Source organism: Clostridium sp. DL1XJH146, assembly GCF_054819755.1.
In genome coordinates this window covers 172,272-178,960 of sequence record NZ_JBTVVN010000002.1, presented here as the reverse complement: position 1 = coordinate 178,960, position 6,689 = coordinate 172,272, and the positions used below count along the sequence as shown (strand labels likewise).

The following is a 6,689-nucleotide window of genomic DNA, read 5'->3' as shown; positions in this document are numbered from 1 at the left end:
ATGCGGGTGTTGCTTAATGGTAAAGCTCTAGCCTTCCAAGCTAGCCACGAGAGTTCGATTCTCTTCACCCGCTCCATTTAATTTAATAGATATAAAGTTAATCAGACTATAAAGTAAAATCTGGAGGTAATCCTTCCAAGAGGAAAACTAAGGTGTGATTTTTTTTATTTTTATTATTTTCAATTAAAGATTTTGCGCAGCAAAATCATCATTAATTGTGCATTGTAAATTGTACATTGTGCATTTGAATAATAAGCACTCATAGCTCAGCTGGATAGAGTTACGGACTTCGAATCCGGGGGTCGGGGGTTCAAATCCCTCTGGGTGCGCCAAAAAAGCCTTGCAAATAGTCATTTGCAAGGCTTTTTTTATAGATATTAAAAAGAATTTATTTTATTCTTCTCAAAATCACTTCTTCATGTTTTGATCTTCTAATTGTATTTTTGATAGTTATCTGTATTTTGCTTATAACCATCGAATAAAGCTTGCAGCTTTTCACCGTGTTCATTTTCGATTTTTACTACAGTATTTTCAATTTTATCAAGTCTTTCATCAACTTTGTTAATTCTTTCATCTACTTTTCTAAATCCAGACTGCATTTCTACATATATTTTCTCTATTAAGTCAAACATTTTATTATCTTCCACTCGGTAATTAATTAAAACAATTTTATGACACTTTAATGATAAAGGGGATAAAGCTTTCTGTGAAGTGGAAAATTATAGTATATAAAAATAATATAATTTGAAATCTATGAATTAAATTGTTGACCTATATGTCACAACGTGATATAGTATAGCTATGATATGTCACGACATGACATAGGAGGTGACTTGTTGAATAGAGATAAGATTATAAAAAAATATTTACCTATGAGTGAAACAGCCTATTATATTTTGTTATCACTATACGAGCCTAGGCATGGATATGGTATTATTCGTTTTGTTGAAGAGATAACAGAAGGCCGAATAGTGTTGGGTTCTGGGACTATATATGGAACACTTACGAAGATGAAAAAGGATGGTATAGTAGAGGTTTATTCAAATCAAGAAAGAAAAACAGTTTATGAAACTACTAAATTAGGCAGAGAACTTATAGATTTAGAAATAAAGAGAATAGAAGAATTGCATAATAATGCTATTAAATTAGGAGGCAAGTTCAATGAATAAAAATTGTTTTAGGTTGTTTTGGAGTTATGATATTCAAAAGACAGAACAATGGTTATCTGAAATGTCTAGTAGGGGATACCATTTGGAAAAAGTAGATTTTAACTTGAGGATTTTTAAGTTTAAAGTAGGTACACCTAAAAAATGTATATATAGGATTGCTTATTCAAAAAAAAGAGAGAGTCTATCTTTAAGATTAGAGAATAATTGTTGGAAAGAAGTTACCTTTAACAGACACTGGGTTTTTCTAGTTAATGAAAATGAAGAGTGGCAAATTTCTTTTTATTCTTCAAGAGAAGGAATACTTAAAAGAAATAAAACTATTATGAATATAACAGGTGCAATTTTAACTATATTTGCAATGATACAATTACCTACTTATATAGTACTTGGACTTTATACTATTCCATTGTTTAATGATAAAGATGTAGAAGTTTATACTTCTAATGGAGAAAGAATAGGTGAGTTTATATTTTTAGGTGTATTGTTTTTCTGTGTTTTTACATTTATAAAACTATTAAGAGATAATAAAAAATTAGTATCAGAAAACGTCATAAATAATGCTTCTACATCTCATAGTTTTCTTAAAACAATCAAGGATGTAGAAAGAAGAAAAAAAGATGATAAAAAAGGTAAGATAATAAGGAAAATAAGATTGGGATGGCAATATTCACCTGATAAGTTGGAAAAATGGTTAGAAAATATGGAGAAACAAGGATTTAATCTTATTGAAATTAATAAAATAGGGAATAGTTTTTATTTTGAAAAGGGCGAAATAAGAAAAATTAGTTATGTAGCTGACTATCAAAATAGGACAAATGATGATTATTATGAAATTCATAGACAAACTGGGTGGAATGTGTTCTTTACATCTCCATTTAATCTTACAAAATGGACTTTATGGGCAAAAGAATATGATGATGGAGAAGAAAAGCCTGTTTTATATAGTACAAAAAAAGAGAGAATAAAACAAGCTAGAAAAATGGCAATGATGATGTCAATATGTTATATTCCTATGATTTTGATTTCTATATCGATGATTATATCTTATATACGATTGTATATGAATTGGGATGTGTCATTAAGACCACAGAGGTTTTGGTTAACACCTTTGATACAATCAATATTAATAATAGAATTTGGCACTTTTACAATAAAATCAATATTATATTATTTTCGAGTTAAAAAGCAGTAGAATAAAGTAAATTTGTTAAACATAATCATTAGTTCTAATTATTTATAAGTTTTCAGATTGAATTATATGCATATATATGTTATTATTATGAAAAATGAATATTTTTTGCTAGGGGAGCTGGTGTGTCCAGCTGAGATTAAGAATTAAATTCTTAGACTCTAATTGTACCTGATCCGGGTAATGCCGGCGGAGGGAAGCAACTTTGAATGTTAAAGATGGTCCTATAAGACTATCTTTTTTTATTTGAAGAAGTTCTTATACCTTTTATGATCTCCTGCAAAAAGTAAATAAAAATTTCTAGGAGGGTTTATATGAATTACACAACACAAATGGATGCTGCAAAAAAGAATATTATAACTGAAGAAATGAAGGTTGTAGCAAAAAAAGAGAATATGGAAATAGAAAAACTTGTTAGCTTAATAGCTAAAGGGAAGGTTGTAATTCCTGCAAATAAAAACCATAAAAGTTTATGTCCAGAAGGAGTAGGAGAAGGACTAAGAACAAAAATTAATGTAAATTTAGGTATATCAAAAGATTGTAATGATGTAGAAATGGAGCTTGAAAAAGTTAGAGTAGCTATAGAAATGAAAGCAGAAGCTATAATGGATTTAAGTAATTATGGTAAAACTGAAAAGTTCAGAAAAGAACTTATACATAGGTCACAAGCAATGATTGGTACAGTTCCTGTATACGATGCTTTAGGATTTTACGATAAGGAACTTAAGGATATTAAGGCTGAAGAGTTTTTAGATGTTGTAGAAAAGCATGGTAGAGATGGTGTTGATTTTGTAACTATACATGCGGGATTAAATAGAGAAACAGCAGATACATTTCTTAGAAATCCTAGATTGATGAATATTGTCTCTCGTGGAGGGTCGCTTATGTTTGCTTGGATGCAACTTAATAAGAAAGAGAATCCATTCTACGAACATTTCGATGAATTATTAGATATTTGTGCGAAATACGATATTACTCTTTCTCTTGGAGACGCGTGTAGACCAGGGTCAATTGCAGATTCAACAGATGCTAGTCAAATTAAAGAACTTATAGTTTTAGGAGAACTTACTAAAAGAGCTTGGGAAAAAAATGTACAAGTAATAATAGAAGGACCTGGGCATATGTCGTTAGATGAAATTCAGGCTAATATGTTACTTGAAAAGAAATTATGTCATGGAGCACCCTTTTATGTGCTTGGACCTTTAGTAACAGATATAGCACCAGGATATGATCATATTACAGGGGCTATAGGTGGGGCGATTGCAGCAGCTAATGGAGCTGATTTCTTATGTTACGTTACACCGGCAGAACATTTGAGGTTACCAGATGTAGAGGATATGAAAGAAGGAATAATAGCTTCTAAAATAGCAGCTCACGCAGGTGATATAGCTAAAAAGCTTCCAAAAGCACGAAAAGTAGATAATGAAATGAGTCATGCAAGACAACAACTTGATTGGGAAAAGATGTATGAGCTTGCTATTGATCCTGATAAAGCAAAACGTTATAGAAAAGATGTAAAACTTGAAGATGAAAAAACATGTTCAATGTGCGGGAAAATGTGTGCTGTAAGAAGCATGAATAAAATATTGAATGGAGAAGATGTAAATATTCTTAGAAAATAATATATTTGATTTATTATTATTAATTAAAAAAAGTATACATAAATAAAAAATTAGCATTAGAGATGCTAATTTTTTATTTATGTATAAATATAAATATATATATAGCGGAAATATCAAAATGATGCGTAAATGGTTATTTAGGAGATATTACCTATTGATATTTTAGTTGTTTTATTATCTAAAATAATATAGAATGAATATGCAGCAAAGTTACAAATGGCTAGAATACTAATATTTCAAGCTTTATTAAATATTAGTAAAACAATGACTAGATACTCATAAAAATGCTAATAATAAGTATAATAAAATTTTTATTGTTTTACTAGGGTGGTACTTTGCTTTACTAAGGAGGAAATAATGAGATTTATAATAGTGATTTTAAGTATAGTGTCTTTTAATATGATTTTTGTTTTGCTAAGAGCAAAGAAAGTATATAAAAAAGACAATGAGAAATTAGATAAACCAAATCTATTGAAATTAAAGAAGTATAATTAGATTAAGTATTTAATTTGACGAAAATAATAATATATCTAAAAAAAGTTATTGATTTTTCTAATGAGATAGTATAATATATATACGTAGCGAATGTTAAATCGCTAAAATAAAATAATGTTCGTTAACTCGTATAGGTTTAGTGATATGGACTAAACGTTTCTACCAGGCTACCACAAATAGTCGGACTACGGGTGTTTGTGAAGCTCTAGAAGATATTATGTTTGTAGAGGTTATTTATATATTGAATATAAATTATATTTGAATATATGGTAATTATACAAGTAATTAAAATAAGAGATTTATAAGCTCCTGTAAAAAGGAGCTTATTTTTTTGTGTAATAAATATTATGGAATTGACGACAGTATATGATTTTCTAGAAATTTGGAGTAGGAAGCAAGAAGGAGATAATTATGCAATTACTGAAAGATAAAATAATCAATGATGGAAAAGTATTTGATGGAAATGTTTTGAAGGTAGATAAATTCCTTAATCATCAAATAGACACAAAACTTTTTGATGAAATGGGAAGGGAATTTAAAAATAGGTTTAAAGATACTGAGGTTACCAAGATATTAACTATAGAAGCATCTGGTATTGGAATAGCAGCAATTACATCTATACATTTTGACTATATTCCAGTAGTCTTTGCAAAGAAATATTCTGCTACTAATCTGTCAAGTGATACATATAGGGCAGAAGTATATTCTTTTACTAAAAAAACAAGCTATGATGTAAGGGTTTCAAAAGATTATTTAAATGAGGGAGATAAAGTTTTGATAATCGATGATTTTCTAGCAAATGGGAAAGCAGTTGAAGGACTTGTTAGTATAGTAAGACAAGCAGGAGCAGAGATTGTTGGTGTAGGAATAGCTATAGAGAAAGCTTTTCAAAATGCAAGAAGTGATATTGAGAAGCAAGGTATTAAACTAGAATCCTTAGCCATAATAAAATCAATGAATAATAATAAAATAGTTTTTAAATAATAAAATAGTTTACAAATATTAAAAAAATATATATTAGTTTTAGGGAGGATTAATAATGAAAAAAATAACAGCGTTAATACTTGCAATGGTTATGGTGTTTGGTACTTTACTAACAGGTTGTGGTGCAAATACTGATAACAATGCGGCGGCAAACAATGAGGAAAATAATGCTACAGAAGATTCTGCAAATGCAACAGATGAAATGAAAGATGTAAAAGTTGGTTTCTTATATGTTGGACCAATAGGTGATGGTGGTTACACTTATGCACATGATCAAGGTAGATTATACCTTGAAGAAAAATTAGGTGTAGAAACAATGTATAAAGAAAGTGTTGCAGAAGATCAAGCAGAAGTACAAAGTGTCATAGAAAACATGATTGATGAAGGTGCAAATGTTATAGTTGGTACAAGTTTTGGATTCATGGATGGAATGGAATTATCAGCTCAAGATTATCCAGATGTAATATTTATGCATTGTTCAGGATATAAAATGTCTGATAATATGTCAAATTATTTTGGAAAAATGTATCAAGGAAGATATTTAGCTGGTATAGCAGCTGCTTTGACTTGTGAAAATGATAAAATAGGATATGTTGGTGCTTATGAAATTCCAGAAGTTATCAGAGGAATAAATGCATTTACTTTAGGTGCTCAAACAATTAATCCTGATATTGAAGTTGAAGTATCATGGACTCATACTTGGTATGACCCAGCATTAGAAAAATCAGCTGCAGAAGCTTTGATAGCTAATGGCGCTGGTCTTATTGCTCAGCATCAAGATACTACAGGACCTCAACAAGCAGCAGAAGAGGCAGGTATTTATTCAATAGGTTGTGATAGTGATATGGAAAGTGCAGCTCCTAATGCATATGTAACAGGTGTAATTTGGAACTGGGGTCCATATTTAGTTGATCAAGTTCAAAAAGTAATTGATGGAACTTGGGAAACTGGAAGTGATTGGCTTGACATGACAGATGATGAAGATAGTATAGTAATTGTAACCCCTATTACAGATAATGCTCCAGAAGGAACACAAGAAAAAGTTGATGCTGCACTTCAAGAAATTTTAGATGGGAACAAAATTTTTGTAGGACCATTAAAAGATCAAAATGGAGAAATTAAAGTTGAAGACGGTGTAGAACTTACTGACGAAGAATTATTGAATATGGATTGGTTTGTTCAAGGTGTTAAGGGAACAATTCAAGAATAATATAAAAAAATAAAGCAATA

7 protein-coding genes, 2 tRNA genes and 2 riboswitches are annotated in these 6,689 nt (G+C 29.8%); of the genes, 8 read left to right on the top strand and 1 reads right to left on the bottom strand.

Translation table 11 applies throughout. The features are described from left to right. Nucleotides 1-2: 2 nt before the first annotated feature. Together ACVHXK_RS02380 and ACVHXK_RS02375 are read left to right on the top strand one after the other, a co-directional pair. Nucleotides 3-76, top strand: a tRNA-Gly gene (locus ACVHXK_RS02380). Nucleotides 77-255: 179 nt separating this feature from the next. Beyond that, nucleotides 256-332 (top strand) — tRNA-Arg (locus ACVHXK_RS02375). A 99-nt stretch (nucleotides 333-431) separates the two neighbouring features. Here ACVHXK_RS02375 and ACVHXK_RS02370 read toward each other — a convergent pair. Further along, the gene (locus tag ACVHXK_RS02370) at nucleotides 432-632 is read right to left on the bottom strand and encodes a hypothetical protein (RefSeq protein ID WP_461204748.1); all 201 of its coding nucleotides are present in this window, start codon (nucleotides 630-632) and stop codon (nucleotides 432-434) included. Nucleotides 633-836: 204 nt separating this feature from the next. Between ACVHXK_RS02370 and ACVHXK_RS02365 the strand changes: the two genes are divergently transcribed. The 6 genes from ACVHXK_RS02365 (at nucleotide 837) to ACVHXK_RS02340 (ending at nucleotide 6,669) form a co-directional block, all read left to right on the top strand. Continuing rightward, a complete protein-coding gene (locus tag ACVHXK_RS02365) occupies nucleotides 837-1,169 on the top strand; it encodes a PadR family transcriptional regulator (RefSeq protein WP_461204747.1) in 333 nt (110 codons plus the stop codon). Continuing rightward, nucleotides 1,162-2,361 carry a DUF2812 domain-containing protein gene (locus tag ACVHXK_RS02360; protein WP_461204746.1) on the top strand — a complete coding sequence of 400 codons (1,200 nt, stop codon included), beginning with the start codon at nucleotides 1,162-1,164 and terminating at the stop codon, nucleotides 2,359-2,361. Before ACVHXK_RS02365 ends, ACVHXK_RS02360 begins: the two co-directional genes overlap by 8 nt. 100 nt (nucleotides 2,362-2,461) lie before the next feature. Beyond that, a riboswitch (TPP riboswitch) is annotated at nucleotides 2,462-2,573 on the top strand. A gap of 99 nt (nucleotides 2,574-2,672) precedes the next feature. Beyond that, on the top strand, nucleotides 2,673-3,980 hold the full coding sequence (gene thiC / locus ACVHXK_RS02355; protein WP_461204745.1) for a phosphomethylpyrimidine synthase ThiC: 1,308 nt from the start codon (nucleotides 2,673-2,675) through the stop codon (nucleotides 3,978-3,980). Nucleotides 3,981-4,337: 357 nt separating this feature from the next. Beyond that, entirely contained in the window at nucleotides 4,338-4,475 is a 138-nt protein-coding gene (locus ACVHXK_RS02350) for a hypothetical protein (RefSeq protein WP_461204744.1), read from the top strand. Nucleotides 4,476-4,581: 106 nt separating this feature from the next. Next, nucleotides 4,582-4,683: riboswitch (purine riboswitch) on the top strand. Between the two features lie 203 nt (nucleotides 4,684-4,886). Further along, entirely contained in the window at nucleotides 4,887-5,459 is a 573-nt protein-coding gene (locus ACVHXK_RS02345; RefSeq protein WP_461204743.1) for a xanthine phosphoribosyltransferase, read from the top strand. Between the two features lie 55 nt (nucleotides 5,460-5,514). Further along, the gene (locus ACVHXK_RS02340) at nucleotides 5,515-6,669 is read left to right on the top strand and encodes a BMP family ABC transporter substrate-binding protein (RefSeq protein WP_461204742.1); all 1,155 of its coding nucleotides are present in this window, start codon (nucleotides 5,515-5,517) and stop codon (nucleotides 6,667-6,669) included. Nucleotides 6,670-6,689 lie beyond the last annotated feature (20 nt).

What these genes read in the sequence shown, in the direction of transcription:
- ACVHXK_RS02370 (WP_461204748.1), bottom strand. Translation starts at nt 632, where the DNA reads ATGTTTGACTTAATAGAGAAAATATATGTAGAAATGCAGTCTGGATTT.
- ACVHXK_RS02360 (WP_461204746.1), top strand. Translation starts at nt 1,162, where the DNA reads ATGAATAAAAATTGTTTTAGGTTGTTTTGGAGTTATGATATTCAAAAG.
- thiC (WP_461204745.1), top strand. Translation starts at nt 2,673, where the DNA reads ATGAATTACACAACACAAATGGATGCTGCAAAAAAGAATATTATAACT.
- ACVHXK_RS02350 (WP_461204744.1), top strand. Translation starts at nt 4,338, where the DNA reads ATGAGATTTATAATAGTGATTTTAAGTATAGTGTCTTTTAATATGATT.
- ACVHXK_RS02345 (WP_461204743.1), top strand. Translation starts at nt 4,887, where the DNA reads ATGCAATTACTGAAAGATAAAATAATCAATGATGGAAAAGTATTTGAT.
- ACVHXK_RS02340 (WP_461204742.1), top strand. Translation starts at nt 5,515, where the DNA reads ATGAAAAAAATAACAGCGTTAATACTTGCAATGGTTATGGTGTTTGGT.